This is a genomic window from Prevotella sp. PTAC (assembly GCF_013166535.1).
GTDB lineage: Bacteria > Bacteroidota > Bacteroidia > Bacteroidales > Bacteroidaceae > Prevotella.
This window is the reverse complement of the sequence record NZ_JABKKK010000029.1, coordinates 1-2,285: the sequence shown is the minus strand read 5'-3', so window position 1 is coordinate 2,285 and position 2,285 is coordinate 1. Positions and strand designations below refer to the sequence as shown.

3 protein-coding genes are annotated in these 2,285 nt (G+C 29.9%); all 3 read right to left on the bottom strand.

All coding sequences use genetic code 11. From position 1 onward, the window contains the following. A partial coding sequence (locus tag HPS53_RS12525) for a hypothetical protein (RefSeq protein ID WP_216651931.1) occupies positions 1 to 287 on the bottom strand: 287 nt, incomplete at its 3' end. A 116-nt stretch (positions 288 to 403) separates the two neighbouring features. Continuing rightward, positions 404 to 1,387 (bottom strand): hypothetical protein, encoded by a 984-nt coding sequence (locus tag HPS53_RS12445; RefSeq protein ID WP_104368271.1) that lies wholly within the window; start codon positions 1,385 to 1,387, stop codon positions 404 to 406. 5 nt (positions 1,388 to 1,392) lie between these two features. Beyond that, a partial coding sequence (locus HPS53_RS12440) for an RHS repeat-associated core domain-containing protein (protein WP_172206524.1) occupies positions 1,393 to 2,285 on the bottom strand: 893 nt, incomplete at its 5' end.

Genomic DNA, 2,285 nt, shown 5'->3' with positions numbered 1-2,285 from the left:
TCGATGTCCATTGCTATATAACGGCTTTGTTCAGCTTCATCAAAAGGTATTGTAATCTCTATTGTCTTAAAACATTCGCTTAGCTTGACTGTCGGCTCCTTAATCTTTGCGGATAGTTGAACCAAAATCATATTATAAATGCCAGTTTCTATCTTTTCTTTCCTTACAGCCATTGACAGATAATAATTTATAAAACAGGTATTATATCTGAATTTAGAGTTAAAATCATCATTTATACCCGATTCATATTTATTGAGCATGTTTAAATAAATGTGTCTTAGATTCATAATTTTATGGCCTTTTATGTTTATCACTTTTTAAAAGTAATCCCTGTTTCTTCAATGTATTAGCCCTATCTTTTTCATAGTTATAATTTTTTTCTCTTGCATTCTTTTATCAACGTTCATTGCATTTCATGTCTTAGTGCATTGTCATTAAATATTAAGATAAACAATAAGATGATAATTGTGCAAATAATACAAACCGTTCCCTTTTTACTTGTTATATACTTTTCAGTATTTATTAAACAAGGTATTAATCTTGTCTTTTGTTTTAAATATGGTCTTAATACAATGTATACAGCATATAACAAAAGCCATATAATATGTGCATTCCGTTCACTGGAACGTAAGTTTAGTAATCCACATATAAAATACTTCTCAAATAAGATTATTATATAAATGAAATAAAATAAAATATTTTCTAATATGCAGAAATCAGAATAGATTAGTTTAGATATGGCAAAAGGAACAAGCATAATAAGGCATATTACGCTGTATATAATCATTGTAAAAAACACTGCATTTAGAGGGGTAAATAATTGTACTGTTGTTGTTTTTATAGCATAAAAGAAACAAATAATAAAAGTTATGGTTAAACAGTATAAATATAATTTGAATAAATATTTTATCATATTTCGTTTTATACAAATATTTGTTTTATTCATAATTTTATTGGCAATAGCATATTTTATAAAGATTTTTTTAAGCAATAATAATATTCTGGCAATAATACGTTTATAGTCAAAAATGACAATAATTCCAATAAGGATAATTAGTGAAATTATATCTATTAAAAAAATGCTTTTACTATTAATACCATTACTATATATTTCATATAAATAATTTTTCAATACAACAAAGATTATATTACTTACAATAACCAAATAGTTATCAATTCTTTTCTTTTTATACAGGCCTGTCATGAAAAGAATCATGAAGATTAATGTCATCATTGGCGCAAAGAAAAATAAGACAGGTATGACACTTGGTCCATTTATACGGAAAGAGTCATAACTAATAAAAAAAGGAAATATAATTTGTATAAAAGTTGAAATACAAAAACAAATTCCCAAATCTTGTATTTTTATTATTTCTTCATTTCTCATTTTTACTAAAATCCTTTATACAAATTTTCTATTGCATTCATTAATTGTTTATTATAGCTTTCCTTTTCTTTAACAACTTTTTTTCTCTCTTCTTCACTCCATGGACGTATTTTTCCCCATCCACCAGGATAACCGTCTATTTGTTTGCCTATCTTTTCAATCTGTTCCATGGATACACCAGATTTTATAAGTAATGTTGTTGTACTTGTATTACAATTACCTGTTTCTTCTGAATTCGTTACAACATTATATTTTATTTCTTTATTTCCATCAAACTGTTTAGCGGTTTCTATAACTAATTTGTCAAATGCTTTACTGTCAATTCCCTTGGGAGGCGTAACTTCTATTATATTTTTAATATTTTGAGAATCAAATTTAAAATTATTCTGATTGATATATCCCAAGGCCTCATTCATGGTCTTCTCATCATCTACATAATATAGTCTTTCAAGATTTCCACTAAAAATGCCGTCAGTAGCAGAACCATACGCATATCGTTTTGGGGCTCCATATCCTGTTACAAGTGTATATGTATGTGTTGGATAAGAAAACCATTGGAAACCCGGAAGAGTCGTTGCCACGACATATACTTTCTTTCCGTCTGGGTCGATATGACTTACCGGATTGTCAAGACAATATACATACGGACTGACATTCAGATAATCGTCCGCGAGTGGATCCGGCCTGTTCCACCTGCACAATATCGGGTCATACATCCTCGCCCCGTAGTCATACCAGTCGAGTCCGAGCAGCCTGTCGAGTTCCTTGCCGTTATACTTATACCTTTGTACCTCGTCGTTTGCTCCGTATGTGTATGAGACGCTCTTTCCGTGGTATGTATATTTATTTACTGTCCATCCGGGTGCGTTTATGGCGAATATCGCTGCTATGAGCGACA